Here is a 23,262-nt window from a genome sequence, read left to right on the forward strand (position 1 = left end):
GCCCTTGTTGTCTCCCACCGAACCGGCGCCGGCTCGGAAGTCCATCCCCCAAGTCGACTTCGCATTGGACGACTTCGATGCCGACGAGGAGTTGTACCTCGACTTCTACCGCCAGGTCGCCGTCCGCGAGGACATGCTCGTCCCCCTCGCCGAACACCACACCCCCAACGGCGCGCACAGCTACTACGTCCTCTTCGACCGCACCGCCACTCTCGGGCATCCAGGCATGCCGCAATACGTCGCCGTGCACCTGAAGCGGGACCGGGAGAAGGAGACGTTCGACTTCGAGCAGGCCCTGCTGCCGCTGCCCGCGATGGCGCAGTCCTGGCTCATCCACCGCGGGTGCCCGCAGGACGCCATCGGCCTCGACCCGGAGCTGGGCCCACCGCCAGCGGACGAGGCGACTCGTGCGCTGGAGCGACGCCTCGCGGGCGACGGCGACCACTACGCCATGGGCTACTCCTACACCTGCGACGACCCGAACGACATGGTCACCGTCGTGGCACTGCGCGCCCTGGACGAGCGAGCCCCCAGCCCGTTCCGCGTCGTGGTCGAGGAGGTCGACACCGACGCGTGGACGCACACCTTGCGCGAAGGCGGCTTCGACACGGTGGGCGAGGCCCTGCAGTGGTGCGACGACCGGCTTATCGGCGAGGCCGGTCCTCTCCCACCGGTCCGCCCGGCAGCCGCAGCCAGCCGCCCGGCCGGTGTGGCGAAGGCCCCTGTTCCGCGCCCGCCCGGCCGCTCGCGCTGATCGGCATGGCCGACGCGGGCGGCGAAACATAGCCGACGATCGCCGGTTAGCCAAACCGGCGATTCTCCGGACTCTTATACAGCCGCCGGGACAACTCCCGCGGCGCCATTCCACGCAGCCCCTATGCCTTCACGGAGGTTTCTTCCGCATGCGCTCCACCCGAATTGCCATATCCGCGGCGATGCTCGGAGCAATCGCTCTGCCGATGCTGTCCACTACGCCCGCGAGTGCGGCCCCCGCCGCTGCCTCGACGGCCACGAGCATCACGCCCTGCCCGGACCTCCCGCCGCTGCCGTACAAGGTCCACGCGTCGGCTGTGACCATCCGTTCCAAGGCCACCACGCAGTCCACCGCGGTCGGAGTGCTCTACAAGAGCCACAAGTTCACCGTCCACAAGAAGAGCGGCAACTGGCTCTACACCACGGACAAGTCGACCGGCGTCAAGGGCTGGGTCTCCGGCACGTACGTCTACCGCGACACCCGCATGTGCCTGGACTGACAGGCATTCAGCACATGCCCGTAAGCGACTGAGCCGCCGGGTACGGCCGCCCCTCACATTCCCCCCAGGCACCGGTCTTTCCAGAACAGGAGTTTCCCTTTTGTCCGACGGCATATCCGATGACGCCGAGGACGTCGTGGGCGTGCTCACCGAACGGATCGAAGCGCGCTTCGCCATGGACATGAACCAGTTGAAGGCTGCGGTCGCCGCCGCGCCGACCGCGAACCCTGACGCCACCGACGTCGTCAAGTGGCACGGCCTTCTCGTCCAGGCTCAGTCCGCGCTCGACCGCGCGGAGGACGACCTCCTCGCCGCGCTGGAAGCCCAGCCTAGCGAGGTCGACGACCCGACGATGGGCCTCGCCCACCGCGTGAACGCGGCCGTCGCCGCACGCGACGGCCGGGCCATGGTCGTGCGGTGGCTCCTCGACCCGGACGCTCCGGGCAAGAAGGACCTCGCCGCCGAACGGCTCGCCCGCCTTCGCCCCCGAACCGGGCCTGTGGTGCAGACCAGCGCTCCCCACCGACCCACGGGTACACCCGCGCCGACGTCGGCGTGGCGGGCGGGAAGGCCCGTCCGTTGAGCCGGGTCAAGGCCAGCACCATGGACGGCGACCTGCAGAAGGTCTTCGGGAACCCGGTTCCCGAGCTGTACGAGACGGCTGTCGGCCACGATGCCTCGCCCGCCCTCGCCCGTGCCCTGGAACTGCGCTCCTTCCTGGCTCTGACCGAGGAGCAGGTCGCCCGCGTCCGCGATCGCGTGCACGCGGACATGGATCCGGACCGCGACATGGGCGAGCTGTCGGCGGACAAGCTCCACTTCGACGCGCAGTGGCTGGAGGCGGCGCTGGATGCCCGCGACGGCTACCGCGCCGCCCTCGGCGAGTTGCTGCGCACCATGCCTCCGCCCGACCAGCGGGCCCGGCCTGTCCGCACGACGCAGCTAAGGGCCACCGCAACCCTGCCCCCGTCCGCCACCCCGGCACCCCCGTGTGTCGGGGCGGCTCCAGCAAGCCGACCCTGAAAGCCGCCGCTTGGCCCACCTCACGTCCACCGAGATAGCCGGACGGATCGAGGACCTGTACGGCGCGCCGCTCGCCGACCTCGAAGCCCACGCCCAAGACCAGCCGCCCGGCATGCTCTCCGCCCTGCTCGGCATGCACGACGACCTCGCTCTCGCCGAGCGCAGCATCGACGTCCACCGCGACCACCTCGCCCGGCTCATCCATCCCGAGCGGCAGATCGGCCGGCACGAGGTCTCCCACCTTCTCGACGGCTCCCGCCGGCTCGCCGAAGCCGTCGCAGTCCGCGAGGTCCAGGCCAAGTCGGTCTTGGCCGTTTTGCAGAGCCTGGCCCGCGTCCCGGTGCCAGCGCCGTCTCCGCCGACTCCCTCGCTGCCCGTTCCGGCTCCGCCTCTTCCGGCTCAGAGCACGGCGCACAGCCGCTGACTGCAGGCGATCCCCCTTCATTCACCCAGGAGTTCCTCCCTTGGCCATCACCGCTTTGCCGCCTGACACCGACGCCGATATCACGCGGGTCACCGAGGCCCTCGCCATGATCACCCCGCGCTGGAACGTGAGGATCCTGCTGGCACTCTCCGGCCCGCCCGTCCGTTACAGCGAGCTGGCCGCCAAGGTGTCCTGGCTGCAGAACGGGCAGCTCCATCCCAAGCTCAAGGCGCTGTGCGACGCCGGTCTTGTCGAGCGCACCGAACACACCGCACGGCACGTGACTTACGGCCACACCGAGCGTGGCGTGGCCCTGCTGCCGGTCCTGCCGATGATCGTCACCTGGGCCGAGGAGCATCTGGAGAAGGCGGACCACCTGCTGCCCGCGATCGCGCAGATCGAGGACAGCCTCACCCTGCTTACCCGGCGGCACGCTGCCGCCATCCTGTGGGTACTCAAGACCCGCGAGGAGGTCAGCGGGCGGGCCCTGGCCAGGATCGTGATGCCCCGCAGCGACTGGACCAACGTCTACCCGCCGCTGCGGCAGCTCGTCGCCGACGGCCTGGTTGACACCGAGGGCATCGGCCAGCCCTACCGGCTGTCTGCGGCGGGCGACGGCCTGAGCCCCGTTCTCGGCGCCCTGTCCGCGTGGTCCGCCGGACAACCCCTCAACCAGGCGGCCCACCACCCGGTCTGGGGGCACCCGCAGGCGAAGCCCGCGCCGAGGCCGTGGGTCAGCAGCCAGTCCCGGCCGGCCCCCGCACCCCTCCCGCAGGCCCGGACAGGCGAGTCCTCTCCCGCGTGGCGCAACCGCGACCTCTTCTCCCATCCCACGACCGCCCGCCCGAAGGCGGCCGTCCCGGCCGGAGGTCCGCGCCGATGACCACCCTCTTCACCCCTGCCGAAGTACGCAACGCCGTCGAGCTGCTCGCCTCGCGCTCCTTGATCCGCCTGATCACCGAGATCGACGACAACGGGGCAATACCGCACAGGCGGCTGGCCGGTACCCTCCCCGACCTTTCCGCCCACCAACTGCGCCGCGCTGCCGAAGCGGCCCGCGCCCACGGCCTCGTCCGGACCGCACCCGGCACCGGCTTGGAACTCACCGAGTCGGGCTCGGAGTTGGCCGACCTGTACGACACGGCTGCGCGCTGGGCCCGACGCCACGCCTTCCCGACACCGGTTTGCGAGTTCAGCAGTCGCGTTCGCCACGTCCTCGACCTCCTGGCGCCTTCGCTCGCGACCGAGCGCGCCGACGGCCTCCCGCGGCCGTCCGCCGCGCGCCTGCTCAGCGACGAGGCCGAAGCGGCCCTCGTCCGTCCCCGCACCCTCCTAATTCAGTGGCTGGCCGGCAACCCTCAGATCACCCGGGTGTCCGAGCCCGAGCCGGCCGCGTGAGCGCAGCGGCTGCACCCCGGCATGCACGTCACAGCGCCGGGCTGATGCGCAGCATCTACCTGCCGCGCACGGCGGACGCTCTCGCGTTCGCGATGTGCACCTACGGCATCCCGCTGTTGGTCATGGCCACCACGCGCTCCGCCGTTCTGACGGGTGCCGCGTTCGCCCTGGAGTGGATCCCGCGGCTGGCGGCGTTCGGGTGGGCAGGGTCCGTCGTCGACCGGCGCGGGGCGGCAGTCGTCTTCCATCTTGCCTCCCTAGGGCGCGCGCTGGCCCTCGTCGCCGGCGCGGTCCTGCTCCACTTCCACCCGTCCGGCACCGTGGCGAGCGCAACGGTGATGGTGCTGGCGGCGACGACCGGCGTGCTCACCGAATTCAGTTACATCGCGGCCGAGACCGCAGGCGCTGCCGCCGGCCGACGTGCAGGAAAGCGGGCCCACCGCGTCCAGGCTGCCCTGCTCGGCATCGATCAGACCGCGACCCTGGCCGGCCCCGCCCTCGCCGGAGTGCTCCTGCTCGCCGGGCCGCCGACGATGCTCGCGGTGATCACGGTGCTCTCCCTTCTCGCCGCGATGTTCGCCCTGCGTACACCTCCCTCACCCGTTGCCCCGGCCCGCGCGCCGAAGAGACAACCCGGCGCCGGACTCCTCACCGGGTGGCGCACCATCCGCTCTCTTCCGGCACTCGGCTGGCTGGTGACCGGGCTGACTCTGTCCAACCTGGCCACCGGACTCCTGCAAGCGGCCGGTCCGGTAATCGTTGTCAAGCACTTCGGGCAGTCCACCACGGCCGTCGGCCTGGTCTGGTCCGCAGCCGCCGCAGCGACGCTCCTTAGCGTCACGCTCTGCCGCTTCGCGCTCGACCGCCTGGGTTTGTGGCCGGTCGGCGCCGCCTGCGCCGCCCTCGCCTCGCTCGCCTGCTTCGCCGCCGCCCAGGCCCCCGACTACTGGTCCTACCTAGTCCTGGTCGCGGTCCTCATGGCGGCCGACGGCGGCATGACGGTGGTCCTGCGCACTCTGCGCTCCCGTCTGATCCCCGCGGAGAAGTTCGGCAGCACCCTGTCGGCGACGATCCTCGTCCTCCAGCTGCCCTTCCCCGTCGCCGGCGTATTCACCGCGCTCACCCCGCCCGACGCGCTGGGCCACGTCATCACCGTCTGCGCCGGCCTGCAGGCCCTCGGCCTGCTGTACGCGTTCGCCCGCCTGCGCACCGATCCCACCCTGCGCACCTAACCCTGCCGCGCTTTCCCCAGCCTGTGGAGAACCTCATGCCCACCACGATCCTCGGGACGAACCGCGCGAGCGGTCGCACCATCACCGAACAGTTCCACGCCTTCGACGCACACAATCCGCACGTCTACCGCGCTCTGGAACGCATGGCCGCCCGCCGCCTGGCCGCCGGCGCCACACGGGTCAGTTTGAAGGACCTCTTCGAAGACCTGCGCCGCCAACTCCCGTACGGCGTCGCCGGGCTGAACAACAACTTCACCGCCCTCTACGCCCGCCGCCTGATCGACGACCACCCCCACTGGGCCGGCGTGTTCGAGCTGCGCCGCCGCCGCGCAGCCTGAGACACCCCGTTCCCTTCCCTCGCCCTGCCGCCTACCGACTCGGAGAACCCCTTCTTGTCCGCTCGCCCCCTCGTACTCGTCGTCTCTCCGGGCGATGAGGCGGATCGCGGCTACTGCCTTGAGCAGGTGGCCGCCGCGTACGACATCGTCCTGCTGACGGGCGCCGAGCCATCGTGGGAGAAGCCGCACATCGTCGACCACGCCGTCGCCGATCTGCACGACACCACCGCACTGCTCTCCGCCGGCCGGGCTCTGGCGGAACGACACGACCTTGACGGCGTCGTCACCTGGGACGAATGGAACCTCGTCCCCACCGCCCGCCTCGCCCGCGCGCTCGGTCTGACCGCGAACTCCGTCGAGGTGATGCGGGCCTGCCGCAACAAGGCCACCGCCCGCACGTTGTTCGCCCGCCACGGAGTGCCGTCGGCAGCCTCGATGACCGCCCGGACCCTGCGGGAGGCTGAACGGGCGACGAGGACCCTCGGCTTCCCCGCGGTGATCAAGCCCGCCGCAGCGGCCGGCAGCATCGGCGTGATTCGCATCGACCGGCCCGAAGAGCTGCCCGCAGCCTTCGAGTTCGCCTCGGCTGGCGCACACCGCAGCCGCGAGGACAGCGGCGTCCTGGTCGAGGAGTACCTCGACGGACCGGAGGTCTCCGTCGAATGCGTCACCCACCGCGGCACCACCACCGCCGTCGCAGTGACCCGCAAGCGCCTGGGCCCCGCACCCTACTTCGACGAGACCGGCCACACTGTCGACGCCGCCGATCCGCTCCTCGCAACAGTGGCGCCGACCGCCGGCGCTGCCATCGCGGCCCTGGGAATTACGGACGGCGTGCAGCACGTCGAGATGCGCCTGGTCGGCGGCCGGCCCCGGCTCATCGAGGTCAACGCACGCCTGGGCGGCGACATGATCGGCCACCTCGTCCACCTGGCCACCGGCGTCGACCTCGCCCGGGCCGCCGCCGACATCACCTGCGGACAAAGCCCCGACCTGACGCCCACCCGCCACCAGGGGGCGGCGATCCGCTTCATCTACCCCGCCTACTCCGGCACCCTCGCCGCCCGCCGCCTGACGGCACACGTCGGGGGAGTGGAGCGCGTGCGCTTTCAGCGACAGGCTGGCGACCCGCTCGTACTGCCACAGGACGGCGGCGATCTGTACACCGCCCGTATCGGCTTCCTGATCACCACCGGGCCGACCGCCGCCGTCGCCGAAGTCCGCGCCCAGGAGGCGTATCGCAGCCTCGACGTTCAGGTTGCCCCGGTCCCGCCGACGGCCCTGACTACCGGGCAGGGCGCCGCGTGAGGCAGATCGCAGCGCCCGAGCTGGTGCACAGCCGCCGCCTGCTGACCGGGTACTTCGCCGGACTGGGTGTGGTGATGGCCGTCTGGGGCGCGCGCATGCCGGCCGTTCAGAACGCCGCCGAGGTGACTACCGCCGGGCTTGCCCTAGTCCTGCTGGCCGCCGCCCTCGGCATGGTCGCCGGACTCCAGGCCGGCGGACGCCTCGCCCGCCCGGCCCGCCTGCCCGTGCTGCTGACCGGCGGTGCCATAGCCCTCGCGGCCTGTCTTGCCGTCCTCGGGCTCTGCTCCAGTCTAGACAGCCTCCTGGCAGCGGCGTTCACCTTCGGCATCGCGCACGGCGTCCTTGACGTCGCAGCCAATGCCGCAGCGGTCCGATGCCAGGACGCCCACGGCCGCCCCATCATGAGCCGGCTGCACGCCAGTTACAGCCTCGGCGCCCTCCTCGGCGCCGCACTCGCCGCCACCACCGCCCACACCTCACACACCGTTTTGTTCGCCGCAGTGGCAGCCGGAGCCGCTGCGGCGGCAAGCGCGACCACGCGACTCACCCGCACCGTCGCCAGCTCCGCACTCGAGGCCGTCCACCACGATGCTGCACCAGGCTCACCCGAGCAGAGGAGGCTGTCCCGGCGCCGATTGTGGCTGCTGGGCGCACTCGCCGCCGCCACGCTGCTGGGCGAAGGAGCCGCTGCCGACTGGGCCTCCGTCCACCTGCATGACCTCGGCGCGATAGCCGCGACCAGCGCCGCGGCGTACGGCTGCTACAGCGCAGCCATGGCCGCAGGCCGTCTCGCCGGAGACCGGCTCACCGCCCGCTTCGGCGCGGACACCGTCGTGCGCACCGGCGCCGCTTTGGCCGCCCTCGGCCTCGCCACCGGACTGACCGGCTCCACCACCGCCTCTGCCCTGCTCGGCTGGACGGCCTTCGGCCTGGGCCTGTCCGTCACCATCCCCAGCCTGATCACCGCCGCCGGCACCGGCGGACCCCGCGCGGTCGCCACCGTCGCGGTCACCGGCTATGTCGGCCTTCTTGCCGGTCCCGCCCTCATCGGCGCCCTCACCACCGTCACCACACTGCCGCACGCGCTGCTGCTGCCCGCCCTCCTCGCCGCAAGCATCGCAGTGCTCGCACCCAAAGCCCTGGAGAAAACGACCCCTTGACCCGCACCTCCGCCTCCCCGAGCGGCGTGGACGCCCTGATCCTCGACTACAACGGCGTCCTCGGCCTCCAGCCCAGCACCGCCATGTGGACCCGTCTCGCCGACCTCGCCGAGTGGCCCGACCAGCATCTCCCCTCGTTTCAGGACGCCTTCTGGGCTCCCCGCAACGCCTACGACGCAGGGGAACTGAGCGATCTCGCCTACTGGGCCAAGGTCCTCGGACACCACCCCGGCCCACGGTGGCTGCGCACCCTGCGAGCCGCCGACACCGCCATGTGGACCCGCACCGACCCGCGCGTCCTCGATGTCCTGCACCGCGCCCGGGCTGCGGAGCTGCCGATGGTCCTGCTCTCCAACGCCCCGGCCCACCTCAGCGACGTCCTGGACGCCACCGTCTGGCGGCGCGAGCTGATGGACCACGCCTTGTACTCCGCCCGCCTGGGCCGGTGCAAGCCCGACCCGGCCGTGTACGAACACGCCCTGGCCGCCACCGGCGTCGCCGAGCCAGCACGCGTGCTGTTCGTCGACGACCGCGAGGACAACTGCCGGGCCGCCGCCCAGCTGGGCCTGCGCACCCTCCACTACACCGGCCAACCCGCCCATCTGGAACGACAGTTGCTGCCCACCCTCGAAGGCAGCACCGCTTCCTGACCGCGCACCGCGCCGCTCAACCCCCCGGCCCAACCCTCAGGACTTTCGTGCCCGACACCGAAGAGATCGACGGCGACGTCTACGTCTCCCCCCGCTACCTCGCCGCCAGCACCTCCACCGGAGACCCGGCTCTGGAACCGCTGCTCGCGCTCGGCTTCGACCTGCGTCACGACGACCTCGGCAACGCATACGTCACCGCGCCCGACCACCGCGTCCGACTCGGCTATCTGCCCGAGGGAGACGACGACGGGCTGTGGCGCATCAACGCCTACAAGGACTCGTTCGGCCCGCCGGAGTGGGGCGTCTGTTTCAACGACCGCGTCCCCACCGAGTTCGTCCGCGCCTTCACCACCGCACTCGCCGAGGCGTACGAGCGTGGCCGGGACGCCTACCTCGCCCGGCCGGTCGCCGGGGGCGACGAGCACGATCCCTTTCTGGCTGTCGTGCCCGTGCTGAAACAGGGCTGGGAGATCGACCGCCCGCGCTGGGGCGTCTTCGCGGTCCAGTCCCCCGACGGGCTCGCCGGCCTGGAGTTCACCACCGGCGACCTCGATCCGGAAACCGAGCTGACCACACGCGACACCCGGTGGCAGCTGTGGGCGGGCAAGTCCATCGACCGGCCCGCCTGGTACGCCACGGCCAGCACCGACACGCCCGTCGCCCTGCTCACCGCCGTCACCGAGTGCGTCGCCGATCCGGCTCCCCTGCCCCGGTGGCGGGAGGAGACCTTCAGCTACATCGAGGGCATGGCCCAGCTCACCCCGATCCTTCCGCCCGGCCCGCTGGCCCCCACCCCGCTCGACGTGCGGCGGGCCGCCGCATCCCGCCGCCCGGCCGTGCTCCCCGCGGCCAGCGTCCCGCGCTGGAGCACCACCAGCCGACCGGCCCTGCCCGGTCCACGCCGATAGGACCAGCCCGACCCGACCGGAGACCCCTCTTGTCCCTGCAGGCCCCCGAGTTCTTCGCCGAACTGTGCCTCCCCTTCCACAACAGCACGGTCGTGGACAACACCTACTTCGCCGCTCCCATCCCCGGCGCACCGCTGCGGCTGCGGATCGACTTCACGCGCACCATCCACGCGGACACCTACGGCGGCCTACGCCTGGCGGTCGTCCACCCGGACCGCGGCGAGATCGACGCCGTCGCCCTCAGCTTCCTCGACCACGGCACCTTCCACCGCCGCGACGAAGCGACCAACACCCGCCCGAACACCAAGCAGCACGGCACCTTCGACACGTACCACCGCCCCGGCCGGCCCCCGTGGGAGGGAGCCGTCACCACCGGACTGCGCGACGCCATCGAGCAGTACACCGCCGTCTGGTTCCCCGGCGCCTGGACCGCGTCCGCGCCGAGCCGCGCCGCAGCCCGGACCGAGCCCACGTCTCCCGCCGTGCCGGTCACCCGCAGCGGCACCCGCGCCCGCTGAGCCGCGCCCCCACCGCCAGCCCGGTGTCCCACACCCTTCCAGCAGGAGCCCTGCCCGTGAAGAGCCACCCCTTTGAAAACCTCGACCCCGCCCAGACCGTGCAGGTCCTTCCCGCCACCTCGCCGGGCCGGGCGCCGTCGACCCGCGTACCGCATGGGCCTTCCCCTACGAGGGCTGGCCGTTCGCCCAGACCGACGACGGCACGGCCGCCGCGTTCAGCCCGTGCCTGCGACTGCAGACCACCTACGACCCCCAGCCCGACCAGCGCGGCCAGGGCACGTGGACCGTCAGCGCGCACCGGGCCCCGTTCACCCCGCCGGCCTGGCGGATCACCTTCGATGCCACCACCCCCGTCGAGCTGCTGCACGACGTCCACACCGAACTCCTCGACCTCTACCTCGAAGACCGGCACAGCGACCACGACCGGCTGTTCCAGGACGAGACGGCACCGCACGAGGCGTACGTGCCGCTGCTCACCCGCGGGTGGAGCCACGACGTCAAGACCGACGGCACACAAACGTTCCTCACCCCGGAAGGACTCGGCGGCCTACGCCACCGCTACGCCATCAGAAGCTCCAGCGAGCCGGCCTGGCGGGCCTGGGGCGGGCACCCCAGCGAGCCGCACTGGACGGCACGGTTCTCGTTCGGCACGCCCACCACGCTCGTCGCAGCCTTCACCGCATCGCTGATCTCCACCGAGCCACTGCACCGCACCGTCCAGGACGTCCCCGTCCACACCCGCAGCGCCCTCTACATCGCCACCACGACACCCAAGCAGCCTCACGGTGACACACCTGTCGCCCCGCCACCCCCCGCCCCAGTCGCTGGCCGAACCCGCTGACCTCCCCTCTTCTGATCCAAGGAGCCCTCCTCCCCGTGCACGCACGCTTCGTCCGATCCGCCGCCGTCGCGATCGCGGTGACCGGCACCCTCACCTGGGCGCCGACCGCGAGCGCCCAGCCCTCCGAACCGAGCCCCTCGGCCTCCGCCGAGACACCGGCCCCGGACGCGGGCAGCGTCGAGATCACCACCAAGGACACGGCCGGGGACGCGCTCCCCGACGCCACGTTCCTCCTGCTCGACTCCGCCGGCCAAGAAGCCGGACACGACAAGACCGATGCACAGGGGAAGCTGACCTGCTCCGACCTCGCGCCGGGCGTCTACCGCCTCAAAGAAATCTCCAGCGGCAGCCCCCTGCACGACACCGCGGCCGACCAGGACGTCATCGTCACCCCCGGCGCCATCGCCCGGGTGACGGTCGTCGACCCATTCAAGCCCGCCCACGTCACCCTCAAGGCCAGGGACAACAAGACCGGCAAGCTGCTGCCCGGTTCCACGGTGAACATCGGCAGCGGCGACACGACCCTGCTCACCCTGACCACCGGCCCCAAGGGCACCACCACCGGCGACCTCCCCGTGCCCAGCCGCAGGGCCGAATTCTGGGTCAGACAGGTCACGGCTCCTGCGGGCTACGACCTCCACACACAGGCGAAGACCTTCACCGCCGGGCCCGGGTCTCCGGTCACTGTCACGGTCACCAATGCCAAGACCGCCCCCAAGCCCCAGCCCACCGCGACCACGCCGCCCTCGGGGAAGCCGACCGACACGCCGTCGGAGAGCACCTCCGGCGGGTCGAAGCCGAAGCCGAAGGAGATAGCCACCGGCACTCGGGCCGCCGAATCCTCGCTCACCCCTGCCAGGGACGGGGCGGAGTCGGCGTCGCCGTCCGCCCCGGCAGGCTCCCTCGCCCGCACGGGAGCCGACGCCACCCCATGGCTGATCGGTGGCGCCGGCGTCCTGCTCGTCGGCGGCATCGCCGCAGTCGTCGCCACACGCCGCCGCACGACCCCCGAGCCCCAGCAGGACGAGAACACCGACACCAACTGACCGACCCTTCCCCCTGCACCCAGGCCCCCGAGACGCGCACTCTCGGGGGCCTCGCGCGTATCCGGTCCACGGCTCCTGCTCACGACAAGGACTGGCGCACGCCGCCTTCGCAGCGTGGGGCATGTGCAGGGCATTTGGAGGCCCGCAGGGCGGGGGTGGCGCTGTCGCGCTCAGCCCGCCCAGCCCAGGTCGTACACGTCGATCCCGTCCCCGTACGCGGTGAACGCCACCCACGACCGGGCTGCGAACCGCACGTCCCATCCGCCGACCACGGGCCAGGTCTCCCTCCGGACCAGGATCGCGGCGATCATCTCCAACACCTCACGCCGCCCTTCCTCTGGAAGCTCGGCCAGCGCATCCTCCACCCGGACCGCCAGATCCACCCTGTACATCATCGGCTGCCCCGTCCTCATGATCGGCTGGAGCAACACGGTAGAGACAGCCGCCGGTCCCCGCTCGCACCTGTGGATAACTCCTGACCGGGCCGGCTCAAGTCGCGCCTCCGGCAGCCGGACCGTAGACCGGACGTATGGTGCTGCGACCGCCGGTGGAACCGATGCTGGCCCGCGCCCACGCCCGCGACCAGCTGCCCACGCCAGGAACTCTGCCCGGTGACCCGGTCATTCAGCCGAAGTTCGACGGCTACCGGGCGCTGGTCTTCACCCCGTTCCCGGGGCCCGGACCCGTGCTGATCCAGTCCCGCCGAGGCAGCGTCATCCAGTTTCGCTTCCCTGACCTGGCCCGTGCCGCCGCCCAACTGCCGGACGGACTGGTTCTTGATGGCGAGCTGGTCGTCTGGGACGGCGACCAGCTGTCGTTCGAGGCGCTGCAGCGCCGGGCGGCCTCCAGCGGACGGACAGCCCAGCGGCTGGCCGAGGAGCTCCCTGCACACTTCATCGCCTTCGACGTGCTCCAGATCGACGGCACCGAGCTGCTCCGCGAACCGTACGCCGCCCGGCGCGCGGCTCTGGAGGAGCTCTTCACCAGACACCGGCTGACCGCGCCGTGGACGCTCCGCCCCCAGACCAGCGAGGTGAAGACCGCCCAGGAGTGGCTGACATCATGGACCGAGGTGTCCGGTCTGGAAGGGATCGTGATCAAGGGCGGCGCGCAACGCTACCTGCCGGGGGTGCGCGGCTGGTTCAAGATCCGCCGCAGGGACACGACCGAGGCTATCGTCGGCGGCATCACCGGATCCCCGGACCGTCCCCGGACCGCATTCCTCGGCCGCTACGACCAAGGCGGGACGCTACGGCTCGTCGCCCGCACCACCCCGTTGCATCCCGAAGTCGCCCGCGGCCTCAGCGAGCGGCTGACCGCGGCCGGGCCCGCTCACCCCTGGGCGGGCGCGCGCTTCACGACGTCGTGGGGATCGCGGACCCCGCTCGACGTGATACTCGTCGAGCCGGACACGGTCACCGAGATCGACGTGGACACCGCCCGGGACCGAGGAGCGTGGAGACATCCAGTAGGGGTTCTCCGGATCCGCTACGACATGAGGCCCGGCGACGTAGCAGCATTCGACGAGGACACGACCCAGACTGACGACTGACCGACACCGGCGGCTGGACACGTTTCCTTCGGACCCCTCTCCGTAGACGCCCACGTCCAGGGTGACGGCGCTCCGATCCGTCATGGAAGCGATGCGCTGACATATCTCATCCATGCGCCCAAGAGCACGCCCACCCCTCGTACAGGCCGGATAGTCGTCAGGCCGGTCACGCCACGTCAACGCCCAGTTCGGTGTCCGGCCGACAGAGCTGGCACGGTTCGATACTTGGATCAGTCAGTGCAGCGCGTGCCTCGTCCGCTCTGATCCGATGCGGAGTGCCCTCGGCCATGGTGCAGTCGTCCAAGTGGATCACGGCGGGCGCGGGCCCCGTCGGGGTGCGTTTCTGCTGTACGACGAAGTCCACTTCCCTCGCCGACGGCGGGGCTAGGGCGGGGAGGTGGCCCCCGCCCTTCGGCCGGCGTGCTGGCCGCTGCGCACGACGGCCCTCGGAGTCCGCGAGCGCGGCCAGCACAGCGTCCCGCTGGAGCCGCAGATAGACGGCCACAGTTTGGTGTTCCGCGATCTGGCGGTCGATGTGGGCAAGGATCGCCCGGAGCCGGAGCGGATCAGGTGGCAGCTGGGACATGAAGTGCACCATCCCTGTACGGGGGCGATTCGCACAGTCAGTTTCCTGTGCCCTTCCCCGCGTACATCGCCGACCGTGCGGCGGTCGTCTGGCGGCCCTGCCAGTACGGGTGGAACAGCCCCGTCGTCGAGAGCCGGATGAGCTTGCGTCGCAGCGACGTGCACGGCCGGGCGGCGAGCTGGCGGTAGGCGCTCTGCCGCGCTTCAAGGCAATGGGCGAGGTCGGCTGGCATGGATCGCATGCCCAAATTCAATCATGTGTTCGAATTCTGATGCCAGTGCGAACGCTGCTGACCCGACTGTCCGAAGGGGTTGTCCTCCTGTGCCATCGGACCTTGAGAGCCTGCGATCGAACTTTGGCGGACGCGAGGGCGCGTCATCGAAGATAGATCGCGCTGGTCAGCGCCAAGGGAAACGGATCCGGCGCCGGGCCAGGCGCCCTTGGAGGTATGGAAGCGATGGGGGGCCAGGTACGGGCGGGCGAACCTGGCCGTACCGCCCCTGGCGGCCTGCCTGGCGGGCATCATGTGGTCATGAGTTGGGGGAGCACGCCACAGGACGCCACGGCCGGCAGGAGAGTGATCGCAGACAGGTATGAACTGCGCGAGAAGCTGGGCGCAGGCGGCATGGGTGCAGTCTGGGCCGCGCGCGATGTCCGGTTCGGGCGAGTAGTTGCTGTGAAGGAAGCCCACGTCCGGTACCGCACGGGACCGGATCGTGTTGTCCGGGAAGCCACGGCAGCGATGCGGGTCAAACATCCGTCTGTCGTCACCGTGCATGATGTCGTGGAGGAAGGCGGGAACCTCTGGATCGTCATGGAGCACATCCAAGGCGAGTCGCTGAAGGCCCGGCTTGCGCGCGAAGGCTCTATCCGGGAGGTAGAGGCTGCCCGCATCGGGCTCGCCGTTGTTGAAGGGCTGAGGGCCGCTCACGCGAAGGGCGTGCTCCACCGTGACATCAAGCCTGCCAACGTCTTGATCGAGTTTGACGGCCGAGTCGTTCTGACCGACTTCGGAATTGCCGATATCGCAGATGACGTAACTCTGACTGAAACCGGAGACATTGTAGGTTCACGTGGATACATTGCGCCGGAGCGATGGCGTGGCGAACGGGCTGAAGCGGCTTCAGACCTGTGGGCCGTAGGTGTACTGCTCTTCGAAATGGTAGAAGGTTGGTCGCCCTATAAGCGAGAAACGATGGTGGAGTCCATCGCTGCCCTCATTGAAGGGGTGCCCGACCTGCAGAAAGCCGCACGACTCGGCCCGATAATCACCAGCCTCCTCGACGATCAGCCGACCCGCCGCCCAGCGGTAGAGGAAATCGTGGCGGCTCTCCGGAAGGTCATCGGCGACAAAGACGCTCGGCCTGGAAACGGGAGTGCCAACGAACAGCGGCAGGTTGGGGCGGACCGTGGGCTACGCATCCCAAAGCCGGGGCTAACTGCCTGGATTGGAATTTCACTTGCCGTAGGGCTGGTGGTTTCCACGCTCGTCTACGGCATGGTGACCGATCGAGATGCGTATCCGAGACACCCGAAAACGTCTGGGTCTCCGAAGACGTCTGTTCCCTCTCCGACGGCGACAAATAGATTAATTCACGTCCGCGAGAAGGCATTTACGCTGGACATCCCGTCGGGCTACGCGGCCAAGCCTAAAAACACGAACGGGCAGTATGTTTACGTGAAGGGGAAGTTGAAGATCATCGTCACAGGCGGTCGGGATGGGGCGTCCCAATTTAGCAACGATCCGGTCACCTACCAGAAGGACGAAGAATTCGAACTCCAACCTTGGCGTGATTCGACGTGGGGATCAGTTACGGATTTGCGACAGATTGAAAACAAAAACTACCCGATCGCGACAGGCGCCTTCACTTGGACGACCGCAGACGGCGAAGAGGTCTACGCCCGCAACAACGCGATACTTGCACACGACCGATACCACGTAATCCTCGTTATGGGACCAGAGCAGCAGCGTGAGCAGATCGATCACTTGCACGACCAGGTGGTGAAGACGTATAAGCCGAGAGGGTGAACCCCAGCCCTGCGGCGTGACGCTGCCCTGGCCCATCGCTCTACGTACCCGCCTTGGGCTCACCAGGGGCCGTGGACCGGCAACCGCCTCTGTTCCGGGGGCGGGCGCGTAGGCAAAGCCGGAAGTGGCGCCGAGCCTGGGGCCCTGGGAGGCGCGAAAGCGCGGGCACCCCGCCAGCGCGCTCGTGATCAGAGTTCTTCGGATCAGACTTCGACGGCACACGCTCAAGGTTCGCTGTCACAGGACAGGGGTTTTCCGTGCTCACCGTCCTACTGTGGGAGGGCAACGATCTCTCCTGGGAGCTTGAGCTTGCGGCTCAGTGGCGATGACTCGGTTGGCCTTGGCCTTGGCTTTCGTGTGCAGGGGGAGGTGGCGGGTGCTGATGGCCACGTGTCTCGTAGCGGTGGACGAAGTGGTTTTGGAGTCGGGCGTGGCGGAACTGGTAAACCGCTCCGGCCTGGCGCAGTATCCCTCGCCGATGGGCGTCGTCGATGAATGCGATCAGTGCCCAGGGTAGCCGTCCGGTCACTGGCAACCAGACTCGTGAAAGGATCAACCATCGCCCCCAGGCATCCATGCTGAGCCTGACTACGACCCCCCACACGAATCCGCCCGCGAACGCGTTGGCGAGCCCGCCCAGGTATCCGAACGCCAGTCCGAACGCCAGCCATCCCGCGAAGGACTGGAAGCCCGCGGTTTTGCGGTTGGCCGTCAACAGCTCGGAGGGGCTGACTGCGATTTTGATGTCGGTGGGGGTTTGGAGCGCGAACGCGATCCCGAACACGAGCCCGGCGATGAGGCCGGCCGGGAACCAGGTCCATAGGAGGGCCCACATCACGTCCACGGGCCCGAGCACGCGCCAGTCTATGAGCTGGCTCGCCAGCACGCCCGCGAGTCCGCTCGCGAGCCCGATGACGAGCCAGGCCCCCCATCCGAAGAACACCCCGTCCGCGAGCTGCTCCAGGGCTTGCCTTGCCCGGCCGCGGATGTGCAGCTGGATGCGTGAGGGCTCGCCTCCGTCGGACCTGAGCCCGAATCGGAGCCCCAAGGCGAGTCCGGCCACCAGCCCTCCTGCGAGTCCGCTCACGAGCCCATAGACGAGCCAGGCACGCCCGCCGCCCCTGAACGGAAACGCGAGTCCGACCGCCCCGTCCCAGCCCAGGTGCGTGCGTGCGAGGACGAATCCGATCAGGAGCCCGTTCGCCAGTGCGTTCGCCAGCGCGGCGGCGAGCCCGAACACGAGCCCGCCCACGAGCATCCGTGTCGTGCGGCTGATGGTGTTGCCCAGTTGCCACCAGGCGAGGTCTTTGGTGCCAAGCCGGTTCAGGTGCCAGGCGAGGTAGCCGAGCCAGTGTTGGACGAGGTCGGGGTCCCAGCTCCGGTAGCCGCGGTGGCTGGAGCGCTGGTCGAGGGGCGGGTGCTGGTAGACGGCGGAGGCGAACCCGCGCAGGAGATGATCTTCCAGGTCCTGAGCGGTGGCGAACTGATGGGTGTCGAGTAACTCGGCGGGGTCGCGGCCCGGGGTATCGCTGTAGATGGTGCGGGCAAGGACGACCATCAACGGGGTGGACAGCACTGCGGTGAGGTTGGCCTCGGCCAGGCCGCTCGGATGCTTGCACAAGCGGGCCAGGACCGGGTCCCACATGGTGGTGGTGCCGCTGCCGGTGGCGGTTTTGCGGGTGGTGCGAGGCAGATAGTCGGCCAGGTCGGTCCGTGTGAGGTCGTCCAGTTCGATGCCGGCCGCGGCAGTGAGGACGTCGGCGGCTGCGACGGCGGTGGCGTACTCGTCGGGGCGGCTGGTCAGCAGCAGCGGCATCCTAGTGGCGTTCAGCGCTTCCAATGCAGCACAGCGCAGTCTGTCGGCAATCTCATCAAACCCGTCCAGCACGGGCAGGATGCGGCCGGCCTCGACCAAGGCGGCGGCCAGACTCGATCCGGTCGGGCCGGGCGCGGCGAGACCGGGGTGGTCGCGCAGGAGCTGGTCGGTCAGCCAGTCCCGCAGTGAGGTGGTGGTTGGGTTCCACGACCCGAGGCTGAAGATCACCGGTACGAGATCGGTGTTGGTGCCGGTGTCGAGGAGGTCGAGGACGAACCGCAGGGTCAGCACCGTTTTGCCGGAGCCGACCCGGCCCAGGACCACCAGCCGTCCCGACGGTATCTGCTGGTAGACGTCGACGACCTGATCCAGGTGGCCGGTCAGGGCCAACGGACCGAAGGTCACCCCGGCTGGGCCACGGCGGATATTGGCCCAGTGATCTGTCAGGGCCTCGGGTGCCAGGTGCCACCGTATCGGCAGCGGGAACGGGTCATGTACCCGCTGCCGTTCCTCCTCGCGCCGCCACTGCGCTCCGACTGCCTGAGCAAGCTGGTCGGCCGCTTCCGCCAAGCGCTGGTTTCCCGCCAACGCACGGGCGGCCGGAGCTTCCTGCCGGGCCGGCTGGGACGCTGACGCCCCGTAGTTGATGGTGACGTCACCCATCACGCGGCCGACGAAGGTGCCTGAGCCGTGGTTGTGCTGGTCGCCGGCTTCCCGGCTTTGTCCGTCAGTCACCGGGAACTGTCGTGGTTGATGGTGAGCCCCCCGATCACATCGCCGGCGATGAACGTTCCCGATCCCTCATTGCGCTGTACCTGCAGGGCGGGGGCAGCGGACGGGGAAGCTGCCAGAGAACGAAGTTCTGCCAGGACCTCGGGGCGGCGTTCCGCGTGGGCGGCGAGGAGTGATGCCAAGGCGATGCGGCGGTCGTCGTCGGCAACGCCCCGCGACAGCGCGCCCAGTGCCGCTTCGCGCTCGCCCTGAGTGCCTTGCCGAAAAAGGCGGTCAACCGTCGCACGGGCGCGGTCCCATCCCAAGCGAACGGCGTCGGCGAGAATCGTTGCTGCGGCACCCGTGGCGATGGCGAGCAGTTCGGCATCAGACATGACCGCATGATGCCAGGCCACCAACTCCCCTGGCAGAGCTTCACGTTGGCTAGAGAAAGCTGTAAACCAATGGGGTAATGCCAGCCTGCCGCCTCGCGGAACCGGACCGGCGCTACTCACGCCTGGGCGCTTAACGGATCCTCATCTTGCTCTGGACCTCAGCCTTTACGACGTTCATGCCCTGGTTCGCGCACTCACTCCGTGTGCCCGTCTTCGATCCCGGGATTCGCCATCCTCCAACGAGACACCAGCAGACTGCTCCACGTCGGAGTGCCGCGAACCGTGGACGTGGCCAGCCACACCTTCACGACTTCACTCGAACGAGTGACGGTTGCAACCTACGAGTCTCAAATCCGTGTCGCATCCGACTCCGATCCGATATCGGTCGTGAGATTCCGACCCAGAAAATGAGTTCCCACAGATGTGTAGGATCTCGCGGCTGGTTGCACAGGCCCTCGCGCTGACCAGTTGCTTCTCCGGCAGTCTCGCGCGGTGGCCGGGCGCTCTTGTCTCAAGACGGGTGGCATTTCCTCTTGGTCCGACGCCCCAGCCCGATCCGGCGACCGATCAGGCTCGGTTACACACAGCACCGCCGGTCCGAGTCATGCCCAGACTTTGTGTTCGTCAGTGAAGTATGGCCACGGCTGCCAGCCTGCAACGCCCATTTGAAGGAGGCGTTCTACTCCTCGTGCCCACGTGTCAAGGTGGGTGAGTTCCAGCAGTAGCCGCTCGATTTCCGCACGGGCCATCACGACGCGGTGGCCATGTCCGTAGATCGCCACGACGGGCTGGAGGGGCGCCATGTCGGCGCCTTCGGCCAGGACCCACTCGGCATTCAGGCCAGCTTTATGCAGCTCCTCGATGAAGTTGTCGGAAGACATCGTCACGGTGAACACCAGAACGTCGGCGATCAGCCCGGCGCACTCCGCCGGCTGTAGGGGATAGATGCCCCACGGCGGGGCCATCGTGTTGCGGGCGGCGTTGTCACCGCTGCCGAAGCAGATTTGCTGTCCGGTCAGTCGGGTGCGGCGCAGCAATGCCGCGTACGCGGAGTGGAACTGTCGCGTGGCTTCCTGTGGGCCCCAACGGTTGCCGGCCGCCGGGATGTCGAGTGCGAGCAGTGCGCGTTGCCCAGGCACGCGCATCGTCTTGAGTCCCTCTCGGTGGGCGTAGTCGAAGGCGTCGCGGAGAGCCGACAGGTGGCTGGCGTACGGTATGCCGGTTTCGATGAGACGGGCTTTGTCGGGTCCGGGCAGCGGCCCGTTCACGTCTAGTGCCTCGGCCGCCATGCGGGTCCGTGCGAGCTGGGCGCCCTCACGCCGTTTCGGGTTTGTTTTGAGCTCATGCAGGTAGATGGTCTGCAGGTTGTTCTCGTCGGGGGTGTCGAAGACAGTCGCGTCGCCGATACGTAGGCAGTTCGTCAAGTCATGCAACATCGCGAAGCGTCGGTACTCGGTCCACTGCTGCTGCATGAACTGGACCTCGTGGACGGTGCCTTCCTTAGCGAGGGTCATCGGGCCGGGCGCTTCGTTCCGCCGCAGGGTGAGGATGTAGCGGCGGTCGTAGCCGAATGCTCTCCATGCCATGGCATCCCCCACGGAACGCAGTTGCCGGCCTATGCGCTCAAGGACATCCGACTCCAGCCGCCAGTCGTCCACGTCGTGGTGGTTGCCCGCTACCAGCTCGGGCGCGTCTGCGGGGAGTTTCTCTCCCCTCTTGAGCCGCTTGATCACCCGATTTCGCGCGGCACGCGCATGACTCGCTTCGAGAGTGGCCGTCAGCAGGTCGTGCTGAAAGGCTACGAAGTCCTCGGGACCGTGACACTCCCGCAGATCGCGGATGAACCTGATCAGCCCCTCGGCGTTCTCCCGGTGGAAGGGATGCTTGATCAGCGCATCCAGCCGGTCAGGCGGCATATCGGTCAACTTCGCAGGCACCGGGCCATTGTCGGGGCTACGCCCCCAAACCCACCAGCGGTTTTGGCTGACTCGCCCACCCGAACCGAGGTGCTTGCCCGTGGGCCGTCTTCGAGTCGGTCACCGGGTGAGCCCGGACCGCTACGAAGCTGGCCAATCGGACAGGTCCAGGTGCGGGCCCGGGTGGAGGCCACTCTCTGCCAAGTGCAGCCGCCGGATGAGCACTTCTACTGCCCTCCTGAGCGATTCCTTGTCTTCCGCAGACAGCGTCAGTGAGGCCGTGGAGACCTTCCGCTCGTCGCTTCTTGCACCCAACTGACTGACCTTGTTGAAGTAGCCCGAGGACACGTTGAGCCGCTCGGCTGCAGTCTGATCCCCGTCGGCCGCCCACCTCTTCAGGTGGGTCGAGAGCCAGTACGCGGCGTCTGCAATCGGTCGGGTCCCGCTCCGCAGAGGACGCAGGCACATCGTCCGCGCCGCCTTGGTCACGTCTGTGTCCCGCCAGGACCAGTCCGGCTGCGGAGGGGCGTCGCGCTGAATGACGACGGTCGCGTCGAACGCTGTGGCCGAAGCAGTTGCGAAGTCCGCGCTGGCAACTGTTCCCTTCGCGCCAGTTGTAACCGGCTCCACGTCAGCGCCGAGGTAGTAGAGCATCACGACGAGGCGCTGATCAACTTCAAGCTCGGCCGACCAAGTATCCAGTAGCGGCATGACGGCCGAGCGTGCCTCGTCCTCGATCATCGGCGCAGCTGGCGCGGCGGCGAGCCTCGTTTCGGTGAGCGTCAGCTTCCAACCTTCGACCTCGTACGAGGCGGGGAAGGCACCTTCGAGCCAGGTCACCGGGTGTTGATCGACCCACTCGACCGCAAAGTGCAGCATGCGAACCTGTCCGGTCTCCACGGCCTCAGTATCTCGCTGCCGCGGTGGCTCTTCCACAGCCTGGCCATCCGCTCTCGCCTGGCACAGACGGCATGTCCCAGCAGCGAGACGGGACAGGGGTGTCCCGTCTCATTAGATCTTGAAGAAGTGAGGCCGCTGACCTGCGGGGTGACAGGTTGAGTCGCGACTCACGGAGGGCGAGACAAGGCGTCCCGGAAGGGCTGCGGCCAGCGCCGAGTGCGCGTCTCATCGATCATGGCGGGGTGGTGCTTCCTGAGCTGGGAATCGTCAGGATGGTGAGACGCCTGCTTTCAGGGTTCGCACTCAAGGTGGCAGTTTCCTGTGGCTGCGCGCCGCAGTTGGCCACTGCGGCGCTCGGTGTCGACTGAACCTCCGCCAGTCGGTTCCCGAGCTCGCTCAACCGATGATGTGCTGGGGAACGGCCAGGTCCGGGTTGGCGGACAGACGGATCAAGGCCGACGGATCGTCCTTGGAGCAGGCGCCGGCGACCACGTCGATCAGCTGGTCGTAGTCCGGTCCGGTCTTGCCCTCGTAGGCTGCGGTCATGCGGCCCCACTCGTCCCAGTTCAGTGTCTCCTGCTTGCAGAGTGCGGCGAGGTCGCGGACGACGTTGCCGCTGATCTCATGCGGACCCCAGGCGTGATCGGTGCCGACCACCCCGAATGTGTGCGGATCGATCATGCTGCTTCGGTATTGGGCCCATGCCTCGCCGCCCGTGAGGAACTCGCCCGGAGCGAGGTCGTCTGGGCGAGTGACGAAGTTCTTGCCGAGGTGTTCGGTGTCGACGCGCACCCATCGGCGCTGGTCATCGTCCCAGTACTCGGTGATCCAGTGGTCGAAGCCGCGCCCTTCCTGGAAGTAGGTGCCGAAACCACACCGGGCGCGGGAGGCGACACCTCGCGCCCGCAAGATCGCGCAGGCGATCGTGGCGAAGTGCCGGCAGGTGCCGATCACCCGCGTTTCGGGCGTTCGAGGCCGGTGCAGGGGAGCCGGATCCAGGGCAGTCAGCGCAGCAATCAGTTCGTTGACCGGCCGGATGTTCTTCTCAGCGATCCGGTCCTCAGGAATCCCTAACGCCGCGGCGTCCGTGGGCTGGATGACCAGTCCCTGAACGGCGGCGCAGATGCCGACGGGGTCGTCTGGCAGTCCCTCGATGAGCGGGAGTTGCGCCGCATCCAAAGTCGTAAAGGGTCCGGGCTGCGAGTAGTTGAGCACGTCATCGGTCACAGCTGAGCATCGTAAGGGCTGGGTCTGACAC

At 68.9% G+C, this 23,262-nt stretch carries 26 protein-coding genes and 1 pseudogene; 19 read left to right on the forward strand and 8 right to left on the reverse strand.

Annotation, left to right across the window (positions count from 1 at the left end; genetic code table 11):
• Positions 1-4 precede the first annotated feature (4 nt).
• The 17 genes and pseudogenes from HW837_RS18440 to HW837_RS18515 all read left to right on the forward strand — a co-directional run bounded on the left by HW837_RS18440 (position 5) and on the right by HW837_RS18515 (position 12,099).
• Positions 5-754, forward strand: a complete 750-nt coding sequence (locus HW837_RS18440; RefSeq protein ID WP_060878353.1) for a hypothetical protein — start codon at positions 5-7, stop codon at positions 752-754.
• Between the two features lie 181 nt (positions 755-935).
• Complete coding sequence (locus tag HW837_RS18445; RefSeq protein ID WP_013001024.1) at positions 936-1,253, forward strand: SH3 domain-containing protein; 318 nt, start codon at positions 936-938, stop codon at positions 1,251-1,253.
• 100 nt (positions 1,254-1,353) lie between these two features.
• Positions 1,354-1,836: a hypothetical protein gene (locus HW837_RS18450; RefSeq protein ID WP_013001023.1), complete on the forward strand. Its 483-nt coding sequence runs from the start codon at positions 1,354-1,356 to the stop codon at positions 1,834-1,836.
• Complete coding sequence (locus HW837_RS18455) at positions 1,833-2,276, forward strand: hypothetical protein (protein ID WP_060878352.1); 444 nt, start codon at positions 1,833-1,835, stop codon at positions 2,274-2,276. Before HW837_RS18450 ends, HW837_RS18455 begins: the two co-directional genes overlap by 4 nt.
• A 10-nt stretch (positions 2,277-2,286) precedes the next feature.
• On the forward strand, positions 2,287-2,700 hold the full coding sequence (locus tag HW837_RS18460; RefSeq protein ID WP_013001021.1) for a hypothetical protein: 414 nt from the start codon (positions 2,287-2,289) through the stop codon (positions 2,698-2,700).
• A 40-nt stretch (positions 2,701-2,740) separates the two neighbouring features.
• Positions 2,741-3,583, forward strand: a complete 843-nt coding sequence (locus HW837_RS18465; protein ID WP_013001020.1) for a winged helix-turn-helix transcriptional regulator — start codon at positions 2,741-2,743, stop codon at positions 3,581-3,583.
• Positions 3,580-4,098, forward strand: coding sequence for a hypothetical protein (locus HW837_RS18470; protein WP_013001019.1), 519 nt, complete (start codon positions 3,580-3,582; stop codon positions 4,096-4,098). Before HW837_RS18465 ends, HW837_RS18470 begins: the two co-directional genes overlap by 4 nt.
• A 44-nt stretch (positions 4,099-4,142) precedes the next feature.
• Positions 4,143-5,330, forward strand: a complete 1,188-nt coding sequence (locus tag HW837_RS18475) for an MFS transporter (RefSeq protein WP_196789503.1) — start codon at positions 4,143-4,145, stop codon at positions 5,328-5,330.
• 35 nt (positions 5,331-5,365) lie between these two features.
• Positions 5,366-5,668 (forward strand): hypothetical protein, encoded by a 303-nt coding sequence (locus tag HW837_RS18480; RefSeq protein WP_037729836.1) that lies wholly within the window; start codon positions 5,366-5,368, stop codon positions 5,666-5,668.
• A 54-nt stretch (positions 5,669-5,722) separates the two neighbouring features.
• Complete coding sequence (locus tag HW837_RS18485) at positions 5,723-6,976, forward strand: ATP-grasp domain-containing protein (RefSeq protein WP_060878350.1); 1,254 nt, start codon at positions 5,723-5,725, stop codon at positions 6,974-6,976.
• The gene (locus tag HW837_RS18490) at positions 6,973-8,136 is read left to right on the forward strand and encodes an MFS transporter (protein ID WP_013001015.1); all 1,164 of its coding nucleotides are present in this window, start codon (positions 6,973-6,975) and stop codon (positions 8,134-8,136) included. Before HW837_RS18485 ends, HW837_RS18490 begins: the two co-directional genes overlap by 4 nt.
• Entirely contained in the window at positions 8,133-8,786 is a 654-nt protein-coding gene (locus HW837_RS18495; protein ID WP_013001014.1) for an HAD family hydrolase, read from the forward strand. Before HW837_RS18490 ends, HW837_RS18495 begins: the two co-directional genes overlap by 4 nt.
• A 47-nt stretch (positions 8,787-8,833) precedes the next feature.
• Positions 8,834-9,694, forward strand: coding sequence for an SPDY domain-containing protein (locus tag HW837_RS18500; RefSeq protein WP_013001013.1), 861 nt, complete (start codon positions 8,834-8,836; stop codon positions 9,692-9,694).
• 29 nt (positions 9,695-9,723) lie between these two features.
• On the forward strand, positions 9,724-10,212 hold the full coding sequence (locus tag HW837_RS18505; protein WP_013001012.1) for a hypothetical protein: 489 nt from the start codon (positions 9,724-9,726) through the stop codon (positions 10,210-10,212).
• Positions 10,213-10,444: 232 nt separating this feature from the next.
• Positions 10,445-10,546: pseudogene (locus HW837_RS48690) on the forward strand (SPDY domain-containing protein); the annotation flags it as partial.
• 129 nt (positions 10,547-10,675) lie between these two features.
• On the forward strand, positions 10,676-11,053 hold the full coding sequence (locus HW837_RS48695; protein WP_231885021.1) for an SPDY domain-containing protein: 378 nt from the start codon (positions 10,676-10,678) through the stop codon (positions 11,051-11,053).
• A 35-nt stretch (positions 11,054-11,088) separates the two neighbouring features.
• Entirely contained in the window at positions 11,089-12,099 is a 1,011-nt protein-coding gene (locus HW837_RS18515) for an MSCRAMM family protein (RefSeq protein ID WP_013001011.1), read from the forward strand.
• A gap of 170 nt (positions 12,100-12,269) precedes the next feature.
• Here the strand turns inward: HW837_RS18515 and HW837_RS18520 are convergent, their stop codons facing one another.
• Entirely contained in the window at positions 12,270-12,494 is a 225-nt protein-coding gene (locus tag HW837_RS18520) for a hypothetical protein (protein ID WP_037729908.1), read from the reverse strand.
• 134 nt (positions 12,495-12,628) lie between these two features.
• On the opposite strand from HW837_RS18520, the gene HW837_RS18525 reads away from it, so the two are divergent.
• Positions 12,629-13,651 (forward strand): ATP-dependent DNA ligase, encoded by a 1,023-nt coding sequence (locus tag HW837_RS18525; protein WP_060878349.1) that lies wholly within the window; start codon positions 12,629-12,631, stop codon positions 13,649-13,651.
• 166 nt (positions 13,652-13,817) lie between these two features.
• Here HW837_RS18525 and HW837_RS18530 read toward each other — a convergent pair whose 3' ends face one another.
• Both HW837_RS18530 and HW837_RS18535 read right to left on the reverse strand, forming a co-directional pair.
• The gene (locus HW837_RS18530) at positions 13,818-14,237 is read right to left on the reverse strand and encodes a DUF6233 domain-containing protein (protein WP_037729907.1); all 420 of its coding nucleotides are present in this window, start codon (positions 14,235-14,237) and stop codon (positions 13,818-13,820) included.
• 37 nt (positions 14,238-14,274) lie between these two features.
• Positions 14,275-14,478 carry a hypothetical protein gene (locus HW837_RS18535; RefSeq protein WP_037729833.1) on the reverse strand — a complete coding sequence of 68 codons (204 nt, stop codon included), beginning with the start codon at positions 14,476-14,478 and terminating at the stop codon, positions 14,275-14,277.
• A gap of 291 nt (positions 14,479-14,769) precedes the next feature.
• Here HW837_RS18535 and HW837_RS18540 point away from each other — a divergent pair, with 291 nt between their 5' ends.
• Complete coding sequence (locus HW837_RS18540; RefSeq protein WP_158512236.1) at positions 14,770-16,266, forward strand: serine/threonine-protein kinase; 1,497 nt, start codon at positions 14,770-14,772, stop codon at positions 16,264-16,266.
• Positions 16,267-16,582: 316 nt separating this feature from the next.
• On the opposite strand, the gene HW837_RS18545 is transcribed toward HW837_RS18540, so the two are convergent.
• From HW837_RS18545 to HW837_RS18565, 5 genes are all read right to left on the reverse strand, one after another.
• Positions 16,583-18,817: an NACHT domain-containing protein gene (locus tag HW837_RS18545; protein WP_049875716.1), complete on the reverse strand. Its 2,235-nt coding sequence runs from the start codon at positions 18,815-18,817 to the stop codon at positions 16,583-16,585.
• On the reverse strand, positions 18,814-19,188 hold the full coding sequence (locus HW837_RS18550) for a hypothetical protein (protein WP_060878348.1): 375 nt from the start codon (positions 19,186-19,188) through the stop codon (positions 18,814-18,816). The genes HW837_RS18545 and HW837_RS18550 overlap by 4 nt, the downstream gene beginning before the upstream one ends.
• Positions 19,189-19,790: 602 nt before the next feature.
• On the reverse strand, positions 19,791-21,125 hold the full coding sequence (locus HW837_RS18555) for a hypothetical protein (RefSeq protein ID WP_059043321.1): 1,335 nt from the start codon (positions 21,123-21,125) through the stop codon (positions 19,791-19,793).
• 120 nt (positions 21,126-21,245) lie between these two features.
• Positions 21,246-22,004 carry a hypothetical protein gene (locus tag HW837_RS18560; protein WP_013001002.1) on the reverse strand — a complete coding sequence of 253 codons (759 nt, stop codon included), beginning with the start codon at positions 22,002-22,004 and terminating at the stop codon, positions 21,246-21,248.
• Positions 22,005-22,400: 396 nt separating this feature from the next.
• Positions 22,401-23,231: a transglutaminase-like domain-containing protein gene (locus tag HW837_RS18565; RefSeq protein WP_060878346.1), complete on the reverse strand. Its 831-nt coding sequence runs from the start codon at positions 23,229-23,231 to the stop codon at positions 22,401-22,403.
• Positions 23,232-23,262 lie beyond the last annotated feature (31 nt).

The organism is Streptomyces caniscabiei, assembly GCF_014930365.1.
GTDB lineage: Bacteria > Actinomycetota > Actinomycetes > Streptomycetales > Streptomycetaceae > Streptomyces > Streptomyces caniscabiei.